The 20,082-nt window shown below is 65.4% G+C and carries 19 protein-coding genes; 8 read left to right on the top strand and 11 right to left on the bottom strand.

Annotated features, from left to right (window positions below):
• Position 1: 1 nt before the first annotated feature.
• Positions 2–937 carry an alpha/beta hydrolase gene (locus ACVWYQ_RS21150; RefSeq protein ID WP_404544565.1) on the bottom strand — a complete coding sequence of 312 codons (936 nt, stop codon included), beginning with the start codon at positions 935–937 and terminating at the stop codon, positions 2–4.
• A gap of 107 nt (positions 938–1,044) precedes the next feature.
• Here ACVWYQ_RS21150 and ACVWYQ_RS21145 point away from each other — a divergent pair, with 107 nt between their 5' ends.
• Complete coding sequence (locus ACVWYQ_RS21145; RefSeq protein ID WP_404544562.1) at positions 1,045–1,932, top strand: branched-chain amino acid aminotransferase; 888 nt, start codon at positions 1,045–1,047, stop codon at positions 1,930–1,932.
• A gap of 143 nt (positions 1,933–2,075) precedes the next feature.
• On the opposite strand, the gene ACVWYQ_RS21140 is transcribed toward ACVWYQ_RS21145, so the two are convergent.
• Both ACVWYQ_RS21140 and phaR read right to left on the bottom strand, forming a co-directional pair.
• Positions 2,076–2,693 (bottom strand): class I SAM-dependent methyltransferase, encoded by a 618-nt coding sequence (locus ACVWYQ_RS21140; RefSeq protein ID WP_404544560.1) that lies wholly within the window; start codon positions 2,691–2,693, stop codon positions 2,076–2,078.
• Positions 2,694–2,734: 41 nt separating this feature from the next.
• Positions 2,735–3,325: a polyhydroxyalkanoate synthesis repressor PhaR gene (gene phaR, locus ACVWYQ_RS21135; RefSeq protein WP_027577426.1), complete on the bottom strand. Its 591-nt coding sequence runs from the start codon at positions 3,323–3,325 to the stop codon at positions 2,735–2,737.
• 312 nt (positions 3,326–3,637) lie between these two features.
• Here phaR and ACVWYQ_RS21130 point away from each other — a divergent pair, with 312 nt between their 5' ends.
• From ACVWYQ_RS21130 to yddG, 3 genes are all read left to right on the top strand, one after another.
• Entirely contained in the window at positions 3,638–4,816 is a 1,179-nt protein-coding gene (locus ACVWYQ_RS21130) for an acetyl-CoA C-acetyltransferase (RefSeq protein WP_271539741.1), read from the top strand.
• 243 nt (positions 4,817–5,059) lie between these two features.
• Positions 5,060–5,785 carry an acetoacetyl-CoA reductase gene (phbB, locus tag ACVWYQ_RS21125; RefSeq protein ID WP_271539740.1) on the top strand — a complete coding sequence of 242 codons (726 nt, stop codon included), beginning with the start codon at positions 5,060–5,062 and terminating at the stop codon, positions 5,783–5,785.
• 142 nt (positions 5,786–5,927) lie between these two features.
• Positions 5,928–6,797, top strand: coding sequence for an aromatic amino acid exporter YddG (yddG, locus tag ACVWYQ_RS21120; protein ID WP_271539739.1), 870 nt, complete (start codon positions 5,928–5,930; stop codon positions 6,795–6,797).
• Positions 6,798–6,808: 11 nt separating this feature from the next.
• Here the strand turns inward: yddG and ACVWYQ_RS21115 are convergent, their stop codons facing one another.
• Both ACVWYQ_RS21115 and gloB read right to left on the bottom strand, forming a co-directional pair.
• Entirely contained in the window at positions 6,809–7,231 is a 423-nt protein-coding gene (locus tag ACVWYQ_RS21115; RefSeq protein ID WP_271539738.1) for a cupin domain-containing protein, read from the bottom strand.
• Positions 7,232–7,268: 37 nt separating this feature from the next.
• Entirely contained in the window at positions 7,269–8,036 is a 768-nt protein-coding gene (gloB, locus tag ACVWYQ_RS21110) for a hydroxyacylglutathione hydrolase (protein WP_036042630.1), read from the bottom strand.
• 108 nt (positions 8,037–8,144) lie between these two features.
• On the opposite strand from gloB, the gene ACVWYQ_RS21105 reads away from it, so the two are divergent.
• Positions 8,145–8,891, top strand: a complete 747-nt coding sequence (locus tag ACVWYQ_RS21105; protein WP_036014737.1) for a methyltransferase domain-containing protein — start codon at positions 8,145–8,147, stop codon at positions 8,889–8,891.
• 110 nt (positions 8,892–9,001) lie between these two features.
• Here ACVWYQ_RS21105 and ACVWYQ_RS21100 read toward each other — a convergent pair whose 3' ends face one another.
• The 5 genes from ACVWYQ_RS21100 to ACVWYQ_RS21080 form a co-directional block, all read right to left on the bottom strand.
• Positions 9,002–9,760, bottom strand: a complete 759-nt coding sequence (locus tag ACVWYQ_RS21100; protein WP_271539737.1) for a DUF4167 domain-containing protein — start codon at positions 9,758–9,760, stop codon at positions 9,002–9,004.
• A gap of 462 nt (positions 9,761–10,222) precedes the next feature.
• Positions 10,223–11,104 carry a peptide chain release factor N(5)-glutamine methyltransferase gene (gene prmC, locus ACVWYQ_RS21095; RefSeq protein WP_275507738.1) on the bottom strand — a complete coding sequence of 294 codons (882 nt, stop codon included), beginning with the start codon at positions 11,102–11,104 and terminating at the stop codon, positions 10,223–10,225.
• Positions 11,105–11,107: 3 nt separating this feature from the next.
• Positions 11,108–12,193, bottom strand: a complete 1,086-nt coding sequence (prfA, locus tag ACVWYQ_RS21090; RefSeq protein ID WP_157287482.1) for a peptide chain release factor 1 — start codon at positions 12,191–12,193, stop codon at positions 11,108–11,110.
• Positions 12,194–12,251: 58 nt separating this feature from the next.
• Positions 12,252–14,519: a phosphoenolpyruvate--protein phosphotransferase gene (gene ptsP / locus ACVWYQ_RS21085; RefSeq protein ID WP_404544553.1), complete on the bottom strand. Its 2,268-nt coding sequence runs from the start codon at positions 14,517–14,519 to the stop codon at positions 12,252–12,254.
• A 336-nt stretch (positions 14,520–14,855) separates the two neighbouring features.
• Positions 14,856–16,112, bottom strand: a complete 1,257-nt coding sequence (locus tag ACVWYQ_RS21080) for an aspartate kinase (protein ID WP_036014718.1) — start codon at positions 16,110–16,112, stop codon at positions 14,856–14,858.
• A 151-nt stretch (positions 16,113–16,263) separates the two neighbouring features.
• Between ACVWYQ_RS21080 and ACVWYQ_RS21075 the strand changes: the two genes are divergently transcribed.
• On the top strand, positions 16,264–16,731 hold the full coding sequence (locus tag ACVWYQ_RS21075; protein ID WP_157285742.1) for a PH domain-containing protein: 468 nt from the start codon (positions 16,264–16,266) through the stop codon (positions 16,729–16,731).
• Positions 16,732–16,745: 14 nt separating this feature from the next.
• Positions 16,746–17,513, top strand: a complete 768-nt coding sequence (gene ubiG / locus ACVWYQ_RS21070) for a bifunctional 2-polyprenyl-6-hydroxyphenol methylase/3-demethylubiquinol 3-O-methyltransferase UbiG (RefSeq protein ID WP_404544551.1) — start codon at positions 16,746–16,748, stop codon at positions 17,511–17,513.
• Positions 17,514–17,606: 93 nt separating this feature from the next.
• On the opposite strand, the gene ACVWYQ_RS21065 is transcribed toward ubiG, so the two are convergent.
• The gene (locus ACVWYQ_RS21065) at positions 17,607–18,827 is read right to left on the bottom strand and encodes a citrate/2-methylcitrate synthase (protein ID WP_404544549.1); all 1,221 of its coding nucleotides are present in this window, start codon (positions 18,825–18,827) and stop codon (positions 17,607–17,609) included.
• Between the two features lie 76 nt (positions 18,828–18,903).
• Here ACVWYQ_RS21065 and ACVWYQ_RS21060 point away from each other — a divergent pair, with 76 nt between their 5' ends.
• Positions 18,904–19,998: a citrate synthase/methylcitrate synthase gene (locus ACVWYQ_RS21060; protein WP_404544547.1), complete on the top strand. Its 1,095-nt coding sequence runs from the start codon at positions 18,904–18,906 to the stop codon at positions 19,996–19,998.
• Positions 19,999–20,082: the final 84 nt, after the last annotated feature.

Here is a 20,082-nt window from a genome sequence, read left to right as displayed (position 1 = left end):
GTCACCTCTTCACCGCCCGCCGCACCTGCTCGCCGATCTGCGACAGCACGAGCTGTGCCTTTGGCAGGATTGCGCCCATGGCGTGGAAATTGTGGACCATGCCATCGTGGCAGATATGCTCGACCGCCACCCCCGCGGCGAGCAGCTTGCGGGCATAGGCATTGCCCTCGTCGCGCATCGGGTCGTACTCGGCGGTGTGGATGATCGCGGTCGGCAGACCCGTGAGACGTGTCGCGCGCAAGGGGGAGATGCGGGGGTCGGCGGTATCGATGCCATCAGGCAGATAATCGGAAAGATCGGCTTCGATCGTGGCGCGATCGATCAGATGGCCCTCGGCAAAGGCCTCGCGCGAAGGCGAGGTCTCCTCGAAATCCAGCACCGGGCAGATCAGGCACTGCGCGGCGATGGCGAGGCCGGCGGTCTGCGCCGCATTCTGGCACACGATCGCCGCGAGTGTGGCGCCGGCGGAATCGCCGCCGACCACAAGGCGGTCCGCGTCGATGCCGAGCGATGCCGCCTCGCGCGCTACCCATTCGGTGGCGGCGATCGCGTCGTCGACCGCGGCGGGGAATCTGTGCTCCGGCGCGAGCCGGTAATCGACCGACACGAGGCGGCAGCCGGTGGCATGCGCCAGCGCCGCGGCGATGCGCTCATGCGTGGCAATGCTGCCGGCGACGAGCCCGCCGCCATGAAAGAACACGAAGCCAGGTGCGGGCGCTTCAGTGCCTGCCGGCGTGTAGAGGCGATAAGGCAGCTCGCCGCCGGGACCGGGCAGCTTGCCGTCGGATGTCGTCACATCCGGCGCCTCGGCCCGGGCGAACTGCATCAGTTTTGCCAGCGATTGCCGCCGCACCTCCACACTCGGCCGGCTCCGCGCCTGCGGCGCAGCCGCAGCCATCATGGTCAACAAACGCTTTGCGAGCGGATCGAGCGGCATCGATCTTTCCCTCCTCTCATAGAAGTGAGGGTAACTCACGAAATGTCCGCAGCAAATCGTTTAGAAATTGGGACAATAGTGCCGGATCGTTCGAAAGGAGGCCGGTCATGGCCGAGATCAAGAAGCCCATCGACTATTCGCCGAGCTGGACCTTTTTCGAGGGCAAATGGCACGAGGGCAACGTGCCGATCATGGGGCCGCGCACGCATGCGGCCTGGCTCGGCTCGATCGTGTTCGACGGCGCTCGCGCTTTCGAGGGCGTTGCGCCCGATCTCGATCGTCACGTCGCCCGCGCCAATCAATCTGCGATCAGTTTCGGCCTGAAGGCGGTGGTCGATACCGACACCTGGCTGACGCTCGCGAACGAAGGCATCGCGCGCTTTGCCGGAAATGCCGAGCTCTATATCCGTCCGATGTATTGGGCGCAGAACGGAAGCGGCGGCGGCGTGCTGTTCGACCCCGAGACCACCAATTGGTGCCTGTGCATCTACGAAGCGCCGATGCCAAAACCCGTCGGCAACGCCATCACCCTGTCGCCGTTTCGCAGGCCGACGGCTGAATGCGCGCCGGTCGAAGCCAAGGCCGCCTGCCTCTACCCGAACAATTCGCGCGCGCTCGCCGAAGCTGCGTCGCGCGGCTTCCAGAACGCGCTGATGCTCGACATGCTCGGCAACGTCGCCGAGTTCGGCAATTCCAACGTGTTCATGGCCAGGGACGGCGTGGTGTTCACGCCGGTGCCGAACGGCACCTTCCTCAACGGCATCACGCGCCAGCGCGTCATCAGCCTGCTTCGCGCCGACGGCGTCACCGTGGTCGAGAAGACGCTGCGCTACGCCGATTTCCTGACCGCCGACGAGATCTTTTCGACCGGCAATTTCGCCAAGGTCGCACCCGTGATCCGCATCGACGAGCGCGAGCTGAAGCCGGGCCCGTTCTACGCCAAGGCGCGCAAGCTCTACTGGGACTTTGCGCATGCCGTGAAGATGGCGGCTTGATTGGGAGTCTCCGTCGTCATGCCCGGGCTTGTCCCGCCTGCGCGGCCGAAGCCGCTACGGCGCGGCGAAGGCCCGGGCATCCACGTTCTTCGCGTCGCGCTTCAAGACGTGGATGGCCGGGTCAAGCCCGGCCATGACGAGAACTATTTCTGCCGCCGAAACTGGCTGAACTGAAACGCCTGCGTCGAATCCCACGGCGTGTGGTGCGTCTCGCTGCGCGTCTCGATCAGTTCAAATTCCGGCCCGAGCTCCGCCGCAAGGCTCGCGCTGTCGTGGCGCTGCACCGGCAGGCCGCTGCATTTCTCGGGACCATCGGGTGCAAACGTCGCGATGATGACGTGGCCGCCAGGCTTGACCGCCGACCGCAGGCGCTGCACGTAAGCCGCCCTGTCGCGCGGGTCAGTCAGGAAGTGAAACGCTGCGCGATCGTGCCAGACATCGTAGGTCCTGGCCGGACGCCATGTGGTGGCATCGGCAACGATCCAGTCGACCGTCGAAGCGGCCTGACCGATGCGCTTCTTCGCGGCCTCGAGTGCATTGGCAGAAAGATCCAGCACGGCGATGTCGCGATAGCCGTCCTGCAACAGCGCATCGACGAGGCGCGATGCGCCGCTGCCGACATCGATGATGGCCGTGTCGCGATCGGAGCCGGCTGCGCGAATCATCGCGAGCGAGGTCGCGGGGGTATCCTGATGCCAGCTGACCTCGGCCTCGCCCTTGGTGGCGTAGACATGGTCCCAATGCGTGCTTCGGTCAGACATGGCTCGCCCTCCCGCGTACAGGGGCCGGCGCGAATGAAAGACTATTCGTCCTTCTTCGACATCCGCTCGAGGCGCTCCTGCATTTCCTTCATCTGCTGGCGCAGCTCGTCGATGTTGCTGTCCTTTGGCGCCTCGGCATTCGCATCGGGCTCCGGCTCGGGCGTGGCCGCCGGACGAGGCGCTGCGAACGGCTTGAACATCGAGAAGGTCTGCTGGAACAGCTCCATGTTGCGGCGGACTTGCTCCTCCAACGGAGCAAAAGGAGTGCCGGACAGCGTATTGGCGATCTGCTTGCGGAACTTCTCCTGCTCCTGGGTCAGGGTCGCGATCGATTGCTCCAGATATTTCGGCACCACCATCTGCATGCTGTCGCCATAGAAGCGGATCAGCTGGCGAAGGAAGGTGGTCGGCAACAGGTTCTGGCCGGCCTTGTTCTCCTGCTCGAAGATGATCTGGGCGAGCACGGAGCGGGTGATGTCGTCGCCGGTCTTGGCGTCATAGACCAGGAAGTCTTCGCCGTCCTTGACCATCGCGGCGAGGTCTTCGAGCGTCACATAGGTGCTCGTTCCGGTGTTATAGAGCCGGCGGTTCGCGTATTTCTTGATTGTGGTGGGTTGGTCTGATTTCGCCATGGGCTCTCACTTGCAAACGCGGAGAACGGGAACCTGTCGGGCAATGCCGCAGGGCGGGAAGAGTACGCAACGCAACAAAATAAGCATTTTCAAAGGGCTCACGCTACCGTTTTGTGCGGCACGGTTAATTGCAGAGCAAAATCCTGCTTGCGAAAACGCCAAGAACGCTATTTTGAATGCGCTGCGGTATGAATTCGGGCCCCGGCCGATTGACATGCCTCAACGACGTTAACAGGATGGCTGACGAGACTGGCGATCGCTTTCCAGCCCCGCCTGCCCCTTCACAAGAACCTCAAGCCCCAGGAGATGCCCATGTCAGACGATGTCGTCATCGTCAGCGCCGCCCGCACCCCGGTCGGAAGCTTCAACGGAGCGTTCGCGACCCTTCCCGCCCATGACCTTGGCGCCGTCGCCATCAAGGCCGCGCTGGAGCGCGCTGGCATCGAGCCCGGCCGGGTCTCCGAAGTGATCATGGGTCAGATCCTGACCGCCGCCCAGGGCCAGAACCCGGCCCGCCAGGCGTCGATCGGCGCTGGCATTCCGGTGGAGAGCCCGGCTTGGGGCGTCAATCAGCTTTGCGGCTCGGGCCTGCGCACGGTTGCGCTCGGCTACCAGGCGCTGCTCAACGGCGATTCCGAGATCGTGGTCGCCGGCGGGCAGGAATCGATGAGCATGGCCCCGCACGCCCAGCATCTGCGCGGCGGCGTGAAGATGGGCGGCCTCGAGCTGGTCGACACCATGATCAAGGACGGCCTGTGGGATGCCTTCAACGGCTACCACATGGGCAACACCGCCGAGAACGTCGCGCGGCAATGGCAGATCACCCGCGCCCAGCAGGACGAGTTCGCCGTGGCCTCGCAGCAGAAGGCCGAGGCGGCGCAGAAGGCCGGCAGGTTCAACGACGAGATCGTCCCCGTCACCATCAAGACCCGCAAGGGCGACGTCGTCGTCAGCGCCGACGAATATCCGCGCCACGGCGCCACGCTCGACGCGATGGCCAAGCTCAAGCCCGCTTTCGAGAAGGATGGCACGGTAACCGCGGGCTCGGCCTCGGGCATCAACGACGGCGCTGCCGCCGTGGTGCTGATGACCGCCAAGCAGGCCGCCAAGGAAGGCAAGAAGCCGCTGGCGCGGATCGTGTCCTGGGCGCAGGCCGGCGTCGATCCGAAGATCATGGGCTCGGGCCCGATCCCGGCCTCGCGCGCCGCGCTGAAGAAGGCCGGCTGGAGCGTCGGCGATCTCGATTTGATCGAGGCCAACGAAGCCTTCGCGGCACAGGCCTGCGCGGTCAACAAGGACCTCGGCTGGGATACCTCCAAGGTCAACGTCAACGGCGGTGCGATCGCGATCGGCCATCCGGTTGGCGCGTCCGGCGCACGCGTGCTGGTGACGCTGCTGCACGAAATGCAGAAGCGCGATTCGAAGAAGGGCTTGGCCACGCTGTGCATCGGCGGCGGCATGGGCATCGCCATGTGTGTGGCGCGCGACTGATCTTACGCGCAGCTGACGGGTGCGCCGCACACGTCAGCGCGTGCGTTGCACGCGACTAAAAAGGCAGCGGTTGCAAATCAAATATTCTTCGCAACCCGACAAGCCTCGACTAAAGAAAAACGCCCGGCTCGATGCCGGGCGTTTTGTTCTTGATGTCCGTCAAACCAACCGCATAATCCGTAGCTAAAAAGCGATCACGTCAGAAAAGTCCGAAGCGTCCAAGGAAGAGGGAAGGAATACGACATGGCACGTGTTGCATTGGTGACGGGTGGTACGCGGGGCATCGGTGCTGCGATCAGCAAGGCGCTGAAGGCCGCCGGCTACAAGGTTGCGGCGAGCTATGCCGGCAACGACGCGGCCGCGGAGAAATTCAAGGCCGAGACCGGCATTGCGGTTTACAAGTGGGACGTCAGTAGTTTCGAGGCCTGCGCCGAGGGCGTGAAGAAGGTCGAGGCCGAGGTCGGCCCGGTCGACGTGCTGGTCAACAATGCCGGCATCACCAGGGACGGTGCCTTCCACAAGATGACGCTTGAGCAGTGGAACGCCGTCATCAACACCAATCTCGGCTCGCTGTTCAACATGTCGCGCCAGGTGATCGAAGGCATGCGCGGGCGCAAGTTCGGACGCATCATCAACATTTCCTCGATCAACGGCCAGAAGGGGCAGTTCGGACAGGTCAACTACTCCGCAGCGAAAGCCGGCGAGATCGGCTTCACCAAGGCCCTGGCGCTGGAGAACGCCAAGGGCGGCGTCACCGTGAACGCGATCTGCCCCGGTTACATCAATACCGAGATGGTGCAGGCAGTGCCGAAGGACGTGCTGGAGAAGGCGATCCTGCCGCTGATTCCGATCGGCCGTCTCGGCGAGCCCGAAGAGATCGCGCGTGCTGTCCTCTTCCTCGCCGCGGATGAAGCCGGCGCCATCACCGGCTCGACGCTGTCGGTCAACGGCGGCCAGTACATGGTGTGATGCGATCGCATCACGCCGGCTGATATTGTCCACATCGTCATGCCCGGGCTTGTCCCGGGCATCCACGGCCTTACAACAGCCGTCGCCACGGAAGAACGTGGATGGCCGGGACAAGCCCGGCCATGACGGAAACATTGGGCCAATGACTCCCCGCACTGCCACGCTGATCGGTCTGACCGCGATTCTGATGTGGTCGCTGCTGTCGGTGATGACGGTGGCGACCGGAAAGATCCCGGCGTTTCAGCTCGCTGCCATGACCTTCGCGATTGGCGGTGTCGTCGGCCTGCTCACCTGGATTGGGCGGAGCGAGGCGGCGAGAAGCTTGCGGCAGCCGCTCGCCGTCTGGATCGTCGGCGTCGGCGGCCTGTTCGGCTATCACGCGCTGTATTTCCTCGCGCTGCGCTTCGCCCCGCCGGCCGAAGCCGGACTTCTGAATTACCTATGGCCGCTCTTGATCGTGCTGTTCTCGTCCTTCCTGCCGGGCGAGCGGCTGGCAGCGCATCACATCATCGGCGCCGTGCTCGGCCTCGTCGGCACGGTGCTGCTGTTCGCCGGCAATACCAGCGGTTTTGCGCCTGGAGCTGTGCCGGGTCTCATCGCGGCCTTCATCGCGGCGTTCGTCTGGGCGACCTATTCGGTGCTGTCGCGCCGGTTGAAAGCCGTGCCGACCGATGCGGTCGCGGGCTTCTGTCTTGCCACGGCAATATTGGCCGCGCTGATGCACGGCCTGCTTGAAACCACGGTCTGGCCGGAGACCACGGTGCAATGGCTCTCGGTCATCGCGCTCGGCATCGGCCCGGTCGGTGCCGCGTTCTACGCCTGGGACATCGGCATGAAGCGCGGCGACATCCGTGTGCTCGGCGCCGCCTCCTACGCGACGCCATTGCTCTCGACGGGATTCCTCATCGCTGCCGGTTTCGCCAAGGCCAGCGCCAACATCGCATTTGCTGCGATCCTCATTGCCGGGGGCGGCCTGATCGCGGCCAAGGACATGGTGCTGCGGAAGCGATGATTGGAGCGGAGCTACGGCTCCCAGCCGGGCGGCGCGAGCTCGAAGCCCGCGAACTCGAATGCGGGTGCCACGGTGCAGCCGACCAGCGTCCACTCGCCGGTGGTTTCCGCCATCTGCCAGGCCAGCGCAGGCACAATCGCCTGCGGCCGCTCACCGCCGCCGAGGTCGGCGCCGAGCCGCACTTCGTGCTGCGAGCAGCCGTCATGGGCGATGCGCAGCGTCAAGGGGCTGCCGGAATAATAGTGCCACGTCTCCACCGCATCGACGCGATGCCAGTGCGAACGCTCGCCGCGCGCGAGCAGGAAGTAGATCAGCGTCGAGCGCGAACGCCCGTTGGCGTCCGTGCTCTGGTCGCGAAACGTCTCGCGATAATACCCGCCTTCCGGATGCGGGCGGAGTTCGAGGCGTGCGATGATCTCGGCTGCGGTCGGCATCGATCCTCGTCGGGATGTTTGCTTCAGGACTTGTGCGTCAGGATTTATTCTTGCGCTCGCGCAGTTCGCCGAACACCGCAGCGGGATCCGCGCCCTTCATGTGCAGCTTGGCCGCGACCGCCGGCTCATCGGCGCGCAGGAACACGTTGGCGCGCTTCTCCTCGCCGAGCAGCGAGGGAATGGTCGGCTTGTTCTCGGCGCGCAGCTTTGTCACCTCCGCGGCTCGCGCCTGAAGGGCCGCGTTGTCCGGCTCGATGGTGAGCGCGAACTTGACGTTGGACGCCGTGTATTCGTGGCCGCAATAGAGCTTGAAGTCGTCGGGCAGGGCGCGCAGCTTCAGCAGGGAATCCCACATCATCGGATAGGTGCCCTCGAACACGCGGCCGCAGCCGATCGAGAACAGCGTGTCGGCGGCGAACACCGTCTTCTCATTGTCGAACACGTAGGAGATGTGGTCGAGCGTGTGGCCGGGCGTCTCCACGACACGCGCCAGCAGATTGCCGATCTTGACCACGTCGGCATTGGCGACGCGCTGGTCGACGTTGGCGATTTTCGTGGTCTTGTCGTGAGGCGCGACGACGCGGCAATTGTATTTCTGCTTGAGCTCGGCGACCCCGCCGACATGATCACCATGATGATGGGTGATCAGGATGTCGGTGAGCTGCCAGCCCTCGCGCTCCAGGGCCTTGAGGATCGGGCCGGCCTCCGGTGCGTCGATCGAGGCCGTCGCTTTGGTTTCCACATCGTGGATCAGATAACCGAAATTGTCGTTTAAACAGTTGAAAGTACGAATTTCGGCGGCCATGTCATCTCCATCGCGCTCAGCCCCGCCAGACAAATATGGCGTTAACGTTGCGCAGGCAATGCAATATTCCGCGCGCAGCGGCGCCCTGGCGCATGTTACATTGCGGTCATGACCATCGACGTCGTCGACCTCCGCGAGTTCTATTCCCGCCGCCTCGGCATCGTGGCGCGGCAAATGATCAATCGCGGCATCAGGGAGCGCTGGCCCAGCGCCGAGGGCCAGCGCGTGCTCGGCGTCGGCTATCCCACACCCTATCTGGGGTTGTTCCGCGAGGACGCCGAGCGCTGCCTCGCCTTCATGCCGGCGGCGCAGGGTGTCCTGAAATGGCCGACGGGACGGCCCGCGCTGGCCTCGCTGGTGGATGAGTTCTCGCTGCCGCTTCCCGACGCGGCGGTCGACCGCATTCTCCTGGTGCACGCGCTGGAGATGTCGGACGATCCGGCCGCGTTGCTGCGCGAGGTGTGGCGCGTGCTGTCGCCCTCCGGGCGCGTCATCGCCGTGATCCCGAACCGGCGTGGGGTGTGGACCCGCACCGACAGCACGCCATTCGGCCATGGCCGGCCCTATTCGCGCTCGCAGATCACCGAGCTGCTGCGCCAGACCTGGTTCACGCCGACCGCCTGGGGGGAGGCGCTGTTCATGCCGCCCTATGCCGGCGGCTGGGTGTTGAAATCGGCCCAGATGTGGGAACGTGCCGGTGCGGCGCTGTCGCTGCCTTTTGCTGGCGTCCACATCGTGGAGGCGACCAAGCAGGTCTACCGCGCGATCCCCGCCAAGCGCGAGCGGGCGCGGCTGATTCCCTCGCTCGCCAAGCCCGTGCTGGTGCCATCCTCGACGACGGTGACGCGCAGTTAGCTTCACCTCTCCGTTCGGGAGAGGTGGGTCTGTGCCCGGCCAACGCACAGTGTCAAAAACAAATCGTCCCGGCGAGGCCGGGACGATTCGAGTCGGAAAGTCAGAAGAGCTTACTCGCCCGGGGCGACTTCGTCGCTGGAAGCAACCGGAGCGGCTTCACGCTCCGGGCGCGGGCCATGCGGCCGGCGCCGCCGGCGCGGATAGCGCTCGCCGCCACCGCCGCCCTCGAAGCCGCCCTGATTGCCGTTCACCTGCGGCTGCGCGCCGGTGATGAAGGAGGGCAGGCGGTCGACGCCGCCATCGGCGATGACAGGCTGCGGCTGGTTGGCGGGTTGCGGCTGATATTGCGGCTGCGGACGGTGATCGCGTTCGCGGTGCTCGCGCGGCTGCTGATTGTCGCGCTGATAGGGCGGCTGGTTGTCGCGCGGCTGGTGATCACGCTGGTGATGATCGCGTTGGCCGTCGCGGTCGCGCACGAAGGGCTGCGGCTGGGGCTGCGGGACGAAGCCGGGCTCCTGGCCGAAGGCCGAGAAATTCTCACCGTCGTCCTCGCCCTCGTCGCTGCTGGCGATGGGCTCATCGCCGCGCGGCTGCTGGTTCTGACGGAACTGTTCCTGAGCCGCGGCGATCAGGCGGAAATAATGCTCGGCGTGCTGGTAGTAGTTCTCGGCTGCAACGGGATCGCCGGAGGAGCGCGCGTCACGTGCAAGCTGGAGATACTTTTCGGCGATGTGCGAAGCGGTGCCGCGAATCTTGATGTCGGGTCCGTTGGATTCGTAGACCCGGGTCATCGGGTTCTGGCCGCGCCGGTTGTTGTTGTTATTGTTGTTGCGGTTGCGCATCCGCTGCTTGTTTTGACCGTTTCTCATGTCCTGCCTTTAATTCCAGCCCTAAAGGTTGCACGCATTACTGATTGCTAGGAGTGACCTGGTGACAGTGGCTCACATGTCTTGCGCGCACCGCGCAAAAGCGGATCCAACCCTGCCGATGTTCGTCGACCGTCGCGTTCAACAAAGACGCGTTCCCCACCCGCCAGCATCCATTGCCAGCGAACCCATTCATTTCGCCTGCCGAAACAAGCCCAGCTTTCTTGCGTAAGTGTTCAAGCGCAATATCAGGCTTTCGTTCACTTTGCGGTCGGAGAGAGCAGCGCAGCTCCACTGGCCATCGCGCTCAACAGGACCTGCGGCTTGGAACCTTCAATCAGTAAAGCTCTCGCCCGAGAGCCCGGCTTTCGCCCGTAGGTCTACGGGGCCGGCACCGATGTGTTGACCGGAACGTAGTCGTTCCCACGGGATATTCCAAGTGGTTTTTGTAGGCCAATCCGGCTTTTATGGGGGCATTTTTCGGGCCGAAACGGCCCGCGGAATGCCCGCCAAGTCGGCCTTGGGTGACCTGTCCAGCGATAACGCGGCGGCCCTCATCAAGGTTTCAATATTTTGGGCCTGGCCCTGTCCGGCCTCGACGACCAGGGCGCCGCCGGGGGCGAGCCGCTCGCTCGCCTGCGGGATCAGGGCGCGATAGGCGTCGTATCCGTCATTGCCGCCGTCGAGCGCCAGATGCGGGTCGTGCTCGCGCACCTCGATGCTCAATTTCGGAATTTCAGCCGAGGGAATATAGGGCGGATTCGAGACGATGAGGTCGAACGGGCCACCGAGCGCCGCTGCGTAGGAGCAGGCGACGAAGGCGGCGCGGTCGGCGAGTCCCAGCGCCGCTGCATTGTCCCTGGCGGTCATGAGCGCGTTCTGGCTGAGATCGGTACCGACGCCGAACGCATCGGGGATTTCGTGCAACAGCGCGAGCAGGATCGCGCCCGAGCCGGTGCCGATGTCGGCGATACGCGGCGGGTGAGGTGCCTGCCGCTCGCGGAGAATCTCGAGCGCAAGCTCGACCACGGTCTCGGTATCTGGGCGCGGCACCAGGGTTGCTTCCGACAGGCGGAACGGCAGGCCCCAGAATTCGCGCGTCCCGAGAATGCGCGACACCGGCTCGCCGGCGATGCGGCGCTGCGCATGTTGCGCGAGCCGCGATGCTTCGGCCGCGGTCAGGAGACGGGCCGCCTGCGTGACCAGGCCGGTGAGGTCGAGGCCGAGTGCCGCACTGATCAGGATGCGCGCGTCGAGCTCGGCTTCGTCGAGCCGTGCCGATCTCAGTTGCGCAGCCAGCGCCCGCCGCGCGCTCTCGATGGATTGTCCGGTGAAGGGGTTGCTCACGCCTCAGGCCGCCGCGCCTTGCGCAGCGAGCTGTGCGGCCTGGTGCTCCGTAGTCAGTGCGTCGATCAGTTCGCCAAGCGCTTCACCCGCGATCACCTGCGGCAGCTTGTAGAGCGTGAGGTTGATGCGATGATCGGTGACGCGTCCTTGCGGAAAATTGTAGGTGCGGATTCGCTCGGAGCGGTCGCCGGAGCCGACCTTCTCCTTGCGCTCGGCCGAGCGCGCCGCCTCGACGCGTTGCCGCTCGGCGTCATAGATGCGCGAGCGCAGGATGTTCATGGCGGAGGCGCGATTCTTGTGCTGCGAGCGGCTGTCCTGCATCATCACCACGATGCCGGTCGGGATGTGGGTGATGCGGATCGCCGATTCCGTCTTGTTGACGTGCTGGCCACCGGCGCCCCCTGCGCGCATGGTCTCGATGCGCAGGTCGTCATTCTTGATGTCGACGTCGACGTCCTCGACCTCGGGCAGCACGGCGACCGTCGCTGCGGAGGTGTGAATGCGTCCCTGCGTCTCGGTGTCGGGCACGCGCTGGACGCGGTGCACGCCGGATTCGAATTTCAGCTTGGAGAATGCGCCGCGGCCCTGGATCTCGGCGATGATTTCCTTGTAGCCGCCGACGGTGCCTTCACTGGCGGAGATCACCTCGACCTTCCAGCCCTGCAAGCTGGCGAAGCGCTCGTACATCCGGAACAGGTCGCCGGCGAACAGCGAAGCCTCGTCGCCGCCGGTGCCGGCGCGGATTTCCAGCATGACGTTGCGGTCGTCCATGGCGTCCTTGGGCAGGAGCGCGACGCGGATCTTCTGGACCAGTTCCTCGATTTTCGGCGCGAGCTCGTCGCGTTCGGCTTCCGCCATGCCGCGCATCTCGGCATCGGTGGCGGGATCGGCGATCAGCGCCTCGGTGTCGGCGAGCTCCCTGACGGCGGCGCGATAGGCCTTCACCGCCTCGATCAGCGGCGTGAGCTCGGCGAGCTCCCGCGTGATCTGCACGTAGCGCTCGGAGGCGAGCTGTCCAAGCGATTCGGCCTCGAGCGAGGCGTGATGCGCGAGCAGGACGTCCAGTTTGGCTTCGGGGAGTGACGACATCGGTTCAGTCTCAAAGGGCGGAAGGAGGCGAGGGCGGCGCAAGCGGACGACAGGCCCGCTACAACGCGAGGCCCTCGGCCTCGGCAAATTCCATCAGCTTCTGCCGGATCGAGACGCTGCCTGCCGGAGCATCCACCAGAGGATTGAGCATCGCTTCCGCCTTCTTGGCGTCGAGGTCGAGCACCATCGCCTTGACCGGGCCGAGCGCGGTCGCCGAGAGCGAGAGCGAGCGGTAGCCCAGCGCAATCAGCGCCAGTGCGCCGATCGGCTTGGAAGCCATCTCACCGCACAGCGAGAGCGACTTCTGCGCCGCGTGCGCCTTGCGTGCGATGTCGCGCAAGGCGCGCAGGATCGGTGCCGACATGGTGTCGAAGCGCTCGGAGACCTTGGCGTTGCCGCGGTCGACCGCGAACAGGAACTGGAACAGATCGTTGGAGCCGACCGAGATGAAATCGACCTTCTTCAAGAGCTCGTCGAGCTGGTAGAGCAGCGCGGGCACCTCGACCATGGTGCCGATGTCGATTCGTTCAGGCAGCGTGTGGCCGTGCTGGCGGAGGTATGTCAGCTCGCGCTCGACCAGCGCCTTGGCCGAGTCGAATTCGGCGACCTCCGAGATCATCGGGAACATGATGCGCAGCGCGCGGCCGCCGCCGGCCCGCAGCAGCGCGCGGATCTGGCCGCGCAACAAGCCGGGGCGATCGAGCCCGAGCCGGATCGCGCGCCAGCCGAGCGCGGGATTTTCCTCGATCACCGCTTCCATATAGGGCAGCGCCTTGTCGCCGCCGATGTCGAGCGTGCGGAAGGTGACGGGCTTAGGTCCGGCGGCATCGAGCACGGTGCGATAGAGCGCGAGCTGGTCGCTGGTGCGCGGCAGGCTCTGACCGACCATGAATTGCAGCTCGGTGCGGAACAGGCCGATGCCGGCGCTGCCGGTGTCCTCGATATGCGGCAGGTCGATCGCAAGACCTGCGTTGATCATCAGCTCGACCTTCTGGCCGTCCCTGGTGACGCAGGGCCGGTCGCGCAGCGCCAGGTACTGCGCCTGGCGGCGGGCGCGGAAGCGCACGCGCTCGGCGAAGGCGGCCTCGATCTCCTGCGACGGGCGCACATAGATCGAGCCCGAGGTGCCATCGACGATGATGGCGTCGCCGGGGTCGGCGATTCCAGGCGCGTTCGGCACCTCGCCGACCGCAGGAATGCCCAGCGCCCGCGCCACGATCGAGACGTGCGAGTTGGCGGTGCCTTCCTCCAGCACGATGCCGCGCAGGCGCTTGCGGTCATAGTCGAGCAGCGCCGCCGGGCCCATCGCGCGGGCGATGACGATGGCGTTGTCGGGCAGCTGCTCGCGCGAGGGCGCATGATCCTGGCCGACCAGCTGCCGCATCAGGCGGTAGCCGAGGTCTTCCAGGTCGTGCAGCCGGTCGCGCAAATAGGGGTCGGTTGAGCGCAGCATGCGTGCGCGGGTGTCGGACTGGACACGCTCGACCGCGGCTTCCGCGGTGAGGCCGGTCGCGACCGCCTCGTGCAGCTTGTGCGACCAGCCCTGGTCGTTGGCGAACATGCGGTAGGCTTCCAGCACCTCACGGTGCTCGCCGCCTTCGGCGACGTCGCCGCGCTCCAGCATGCGGTCGAGATCGGCGCGCAGCTTGGCGAGGGCGGTGTCGAGCCGCTTGATCTCCTTCGGCAGGTCTTCGGCGATGTAATCCTTGATGACGACGCGCGGCTCGTGCAGCACGACATGGCCGAGCGCGATGCCCTCCGACAGGATGGCGCCGACTTTCTGCGCCGAATGGCGCGCCGCCGGCTCCTGACCCGGCTGCGCCAGCGCGGAGAGTTCGCCGGAGGCGATCAGTTCGGCCAGCACCATCGCGGTGGTCTGGAGCGCCTCGAGCTCCTCCTCGACATAATTGCGCTTGGCGCGGTTCTGCACCACCAGCACGCCGAGCGTGTTGCCGGCGCGCAGGATCGGCACGCCGAGGAAGGAATGGTAGATTTCTTCGCCGGTCTCGGGCCGGAACGAGAAGGCCGGGTGGCTCTGCGCGTCGCTCAAATTGAGCGGCGTCGCCTCGCTGGCGACGAGGCCGACCAGGCCCTCATGGGCGCTCAGCACGGTGTGGTGCACCGCCTCGCGGTTGAGACCTTCGGTGGCGTAGAGCTCGAGCGTGTTGTCGATGCGCAGCACATAGACCGAGCACACCTCGGCCACCATGTTGGCGGCGATCAGCACCACGATCTTGTCCAGCCGCTCCTGGGCCGAGACCTGCTCCGCCATGGTCTCGCGGAGCCGTCTCAACAAGACGCGGGGACCTCCCGACGCGCTCCGCATGAACCGTCAATCTCCTCCATCGGCCGGGCCCGGCGATATCGGCCGGCGGCTGGACCAAAATTCCAGAAAAACAATCAAATTGTTTGTCCGGCGCAGGCACAAGCCCAAATCCACGGGAGATTGAGCGCTCGTACCGAATCAGCGCCGCCTGAACTGGGACACAGTCTGCGGCAGCCCACCCTGTCCGCCGTATAGCGAATTGAGGCTTGTTTTGCCAAGCAAAACGCCTGCCAAACGCGAAGGTGTGTACACCTTCGCGTTTGCTGCGACCGCTAAGAGAAAATTAGCCTTTTAGCGCTGTCCGGAAAAGTGCGAAGCGGTTTTCCGGAAAGACCATCAGGTCTGATCGAGACCGTAGAGCGTGTGCAAGGTGCGCACCGCAAGCTCGGTATAGGCGGTGTCGATCAAGACCGAAAATTTGATCTCGGAGGTTGTAATGGCCCGAATGTTGATGTTCCGCCCGGCGAGCGCCGAGAACGCCTGGGCGGCGACGCCCGCATGGCTGCGCATGCCGCTGCCGATCACCGAGATCTTGGCGACATCGGTGGCGGTATCGAGCCGCGCATAGCCGATCTTGGCCTTGGCCGCGGTAATCGTATCCTTGGCGCGGGTGAAGTCCGCGGCCGGCACGGTGAAGGTGAGGTCGGTGGTTTTGCCGTCCTCGGACACATTCTGCACGATCATGTCGACGTTGATATTGGCATCAGCCAGCGGGCCGAAGATCGAGGCCGCAACGCCGGGCTTGTCCTCGATCTGGCGCACCGAGATCTGAGCCTCGTCCTTGGAGAAGGCGATACCGGTGACGACGTGGCTTTCCATGATCTCCTCCTCGCTGCAGATCAGCGTGCCGGGCGGCTGGTTGGCATGCGGGTCGATATCCTCGGGCTTGTCGAAGCTCGAGCGGACGAAGATCGGCATGTTGTGGACCATGCCGAGTTCCACCGAGCGGACCTGGAGCACCTTGGCGCCCTGCGAGGCCAGTTCCAGCATGTCTTCGAATGCGATCTTGTCGAGCCTCTTGGCCTTCGGCACGATTCGCGGGTCGGTGGTGTAGACGCCGTCGACGTCGGTGTAGATGTCGCAGCGGTCGGCCTTGACGGCGGCGGCGATCGCCACGGCCGAGGTGTCGGAGCCGCCACGGCCGAGCGTGGTGATGCGACCCGTCTCGGGGTTGATGCCCTGGAAGCCGGCGATGACCGCGACCTCCTTTCGGTCCTTGAAGCGCTTGATGATCTCGCTGCCGTCGATGTCCTCGATCCGGGCCGAGGCATGGGCGTCGCTGGTCTTGATCGGGATCTGCCAGCCCTGCCAGGAGCGGGCCTGGATCCCCATGCCCTGGAGCACGATGGCAAGAAGGCCTGAGGTCACCTGTTCGCCCGAGGCGACCACGGCGTCATATTCGCGCGCGTCGTGCATCGGCGAGGCCTCGGTGCACCAGGCGACCAGCTCGTTGGTCTTGCCGGCCATCGCCGAGACGACCACGGCCACTTCGTGGCCGGCATCGACCTCACGTTTCACATGGCGTGCGACGTTGCGGATACGTTCGATGTTGGCGACGGACGTGCCGCCGAATTTCATCACGAGGCGGCTCATGACGACGCGTGCATTCCTTCATAAGGATCAGTATGGTGGCCCGCACTGGACGGGTGCCTCGGGGACACCGACCGCGCGTATACAGAGCGGCGGGGCCGGGGGCAAGCGGGTTCCTGCGGGGGCAGGGCGGGGTAGTGGGTTAAGCTAGATCATGGCGCGTTACATCGACGAGATCCTGCAGCCCGGCGAGCGAGTGCTGTATTCGACCAATGCGCATTGGATCTTCTACTTTCCGGCCATCGTGGCCTGGATCGTGGCGCTCGCCCTGCTCGTCCTGTCGCAGCAGGCGATGGTCGACTGGCTCGTTCTGCTTTGCCTTGGCGCGGCAGGTCTCGTAGCGCTGGCGGCCCTGTATTGGACCGTGAAGGGCTGGTTCCATCGCTTCACCACCGAGACCGACGTCACTAACCTCAGGGTCGTGCACAAGACCGGGTTCATCCAGCGCCGCACCTTCGAGATGCCGCTGGACAAGGTCGAGAGCGTCGATGTCAACCAGACAATTCTTGGACGTATTCTCAACTACGGCGATGTGACCATCAACGGAGTCGGCGAAGGTCGCGAAACCATCCGGACGATCGCCTCGCCGCTCGCCTTCCGTAGTTCGATCACCACGCGGTAGGACCGCGCCCAACCATGAGCATGCAGCAAAATACTTCTCTTTCCGCCCAGCCCGGCTCGAGCGTCGACGTCGCCGAGATCGCGAAATTCTCGAAACTCTCGGCGGAATGGTGGGATCCCAAGGGCAAGATGGCGCCGCTGCACCGGATCAACCCGCTGCGGCTCGGCTATATCCGCGATGCCGCCTGCCGCAAGTTCGAGCGCAACGTGCGCAGCCTCAATTGTCTTGGGTCCTTGCGCGTGCTCGACATCGGCTGCGGCGCCGGCCTGCTCTGCGAGCCGCTGTCGCGCCTCGGAGCGCAGGTCATCGGCATCGATCCCTCCGCGAGCAACATCGCGGCGGCGAAGCTGCATGCCGACAGGAGCCATCTGGCGATCGACTATCGCTGCACCACGGTGGAGGAGATCGACCCGCGCGAGCGCTTCGACATCGTGCTGGCGATGGAGGTGGTCGAGCACGTCATCGACGTCGGCATGTTCCTGAAGCGCTGCGCCGCGATGCTGAAGCCGAACGGTCTGATGGTGGTCTCGACGCTTAACCGCAACTGGAAGAGCTTTGCCCTCGCCATCGTCGGTGCCGAATACGTCCTGCGCTGGCTACCGCGCGGCACGCACGAGTGGAACAAGTTCGTCACGCCCGACGAGCTGACGAAATATCTGCTCGACAACCGTCTCGTCATCACCGAGCAGACCGGCGTCGTCTACTCGCCCTTCGCCGACAAATGGTCTCTGTCGTCCGATATGGACGTGAACTACATGGTGGTCGCGGAAGCGATGGTGTGAACTGCCGCGGGTGAGTGCGAGCCGTTACTCCAGGAACGCTGTCCTTCTGCGTTCGCAGGGACGAATGCGCAAAGTGCCGCACTCGCGGAGGTTCTAACCGGCAGCCCCCGCCCTGCGTCCCGGTGCAGGACCCACATATCTTGCCCTCGGCCGGATCAGCTTGCCGAACTGCAATTGCTCGCTGGCATGCGCGATCCAGCCGACGCTGCGGGCCATCGCGAACAGCGCCAGCTCGCTGCCGGCGGGCAGGCGCAGTGCGTGGACCAGCACGGCGAGCGCGTAGTCGATATTGACGAACTCGCCGGTGGCCTCCGCGATCCGCTCTGGCACTTCCCTGGTGAATTTGCGCGGCGCGCCGGAGCGCGACAGCGCGTTCAGCAGCGACTGCGCGCGGGGGTCGCCGTGCTTGTAGACACCGTGGCCAAAGCCGGCAAAGCGTTCGCCGAGGGCGACGCGCTCGCGCACGACAGGCTCGACGTCGCGGTCGACCAGGGTCTTGACGAGCTGTGAGGCCAGGACGCCGGCGCCGCCATGCTTCGGCCCCTTCAACGCGGCGAGCCCGGCGATGACGGAGTCATAAAGGTTGAGGCCGGTCGAGGCCGCGCAGCGTGCGGTGAAGGTCGACGCATTCAGCTCGTGATCGGCGAGCAGTACCAGCGCGCGGCGGATCAAATCGGGCGCGTGCTTGTTGTCCGCCGCCCAAGCACGCGCGACCTGCTGATGCAGCGGCTCGGCCGAGGCTTCCGCATTGAGCATGGTCGCAACCAGCAGGCGGACGATGCGCGCGCCGACCATGGCGCGGCCATCGGGTGCCCGGGTGAAGGCGCGGGGATCGACGCTCGCGGCCAGTGCGAGCACGGCGATGGCGCGGTCGATCGGTGCCGCCCGGCGCGCGGCCTCCGCGATCACGCGCATTTCCTCGGAGAGTTCCGGTTGATTGTCGGGGGCAAACGGATCGACGTCGGCGACATCCCACAGCAGCGTCGCGGCGTGCTCCAGCGTGTCGTTCTCAGACAGATCGACGCAATTGACGCCGCGATAGATCGCGCCCTCCTCGGTGATGGTCGAGATCTCCGTGTCCATCACCGGCAGATCGGCATCGAAGCTGCGCAGGCCGCGTGGCTCCGGCGACGGCACACGGCGCTCCTTCAGCGCACGAACATCCTCGGCGCGATAGCGGTTCTTTCGCGAGTCCGGCGTCGGCTCGGAGCGGATCAGGCCGCGGCTGACATAGGCGTAGAGGGTGGCCGGGGAGATCGCTAGCTCGGCGGCGGCTTCCCGGGCGGAGAGATACAGCCCATCGGAATTTTTCATATTGATTTATGTAATCAAGATTGATCAACGTGTCGAGAGGCCTGACCTTGTTCTCCGTGAACAGGAGATTTGGGTCATGAACATCCACCTCACCAGCCGCCAGATCGGGCTGGACGGCGTTCCCGCGGCCGAGACCGTGCTGAGCCATGTCGACGGCGAGCGCGGCGAGCTCATCATTGCCGGGGAGCACGTCGGACGGCTCGCCGCACTCTCGAGCTTCGAGGACGTCACCGCCCGGCTCTGGAACGGCGCCCGCAAGACCACCCTCACCGAGGCCAACGTGCGCTCGCACCTGGGCGCGGCGCGCGAGCGCGCCTTCGCGCGGCTGCCGGACCTGCTCCCGGCGGCGCGCGGCATGGGCATCATCGACGGGTTTCGTGCCGCCGTCGCCGGACTTCGCGCCGAGCACGGGCTGGAGCACGAGACGACGATCGTCGGCGCGTTTCCGGTGATCGCGGGCGCGCTGGTCCGGCGCGCCAAGGGGCTGGAGCCGGTCGCGCCCGATCCCGACGTGAGCCATGCCGCCGACACGTTGCGCATGCTGCACGGGCGTTCGCCTGCAACGCGCGAGATCACGGCATTGGACGCCTATCTCGTCACCGCCAGCGACCACGGCATGAACGCCTCCACCTTCGCCGCGCGCGTGGTGGCCTCGACGCAGGCCGACCTGTTCGCGGCCGTCACCGCCGGCTATTGCGCGCTGACCGGTCCGCTGCATGGCGGCGCGCCGGAGCCGGTGCTGGAAATGCTGGACGCGATCGGGTCGCGCGAGCGCATTCAGTCCTGGGTGGATGCGGCGCTGGCGCGCGGCGAGCGCATGATGGGGTTCGGTCACCGCGTCTATCGCGTCCGCGATCCGCGCGCCGACGTGCTCAAGACCGCGGTCGAGGCGCTTGCGTCCAATGGCACCGATTTGCCGTTTGCCGGCGAGGTCGAGGCCTATATCCGCAGCGCCTTGCGCAAGAAGAACCCGGAGCGGCCGCTGGAGACGAACGTCGAGTTCTTCACCGCGATCCTGCTCGATGCGCTAGCGATTCCGCGGCAGGCATTCACGCCGATCTTCGCGGTCGCGCGCAGCGCAGGCTGGACCGCGCATGCCCGCGAGCAGCAGCGGACGGGGCGGTTGATCAGGCCGAGCTCGTCATATGTCGGGGCGATGCCGGAGGCGTAGGGAATGCGTAGCCCGGATGGAGCGAAGCGTAATCCGGGGAAAGTCGTCATTGTGAGAGAAAGGTCCCGGATTACGCTTGCGCTC

The organism is Bradyrhizobium sp. USDA 3397 (assembly GCF_054060965.1).
The sequence above is the reverse complement of the archived record's forward strand: the minus strand, read 5'-3'. Positions and strand labels throughout refer to the sequence as shown.